General features: G+C 60.1%; 1 pseudogene. It reads left to right on the top strand.

Going from position 1 to position 248, the window contains the following annotated elements:
• Positions 1–227: pseudogene (locus FCK22_RS18695) on the top strand (cytochrome c biogenesis protein CcdA); the annotation flags it as partial.
• Positions 228–248 lie beyond the last annotated feature (21 nt).

Genomic DNA, 248 nt, shown 5'->3' with positions numbered 1-248 from the left:
GCTAGGCGTCTATGCGGCGGGGCTGGGGATCCCGTTCCTGCTGGCCGCGATGTTCATCACCCGCGCCATGACGCTGATGAACCGGATCAAACCGCATATGAAGCTGATTGAGCGGATCATGGGGGGGGCTTCTCGTGCTCGTCGGGTTGGCCTTGCTGACCGGTGCTTTCACGGCTTTCTCCTTCTGGCTGCTCGAAACCTTCCCGATCCTCGCAACCGTGGGTTAAGCCTTATTCTCGCCCCGAATT

It is taken from the genome of Sulfitobacter sp. 15WGC (genome assembly GCF_005068605.1).
Lineage (GTDB): Bacteria > Pseudomonadota > Alphaproteobacteria > Rhodobacterales > Rhodobacteraceae > Sulfitobacter > Sulfitobacter faviae.
This window is presented reverse-complemented; position numbering and strand designations above follow the sequence as displayed.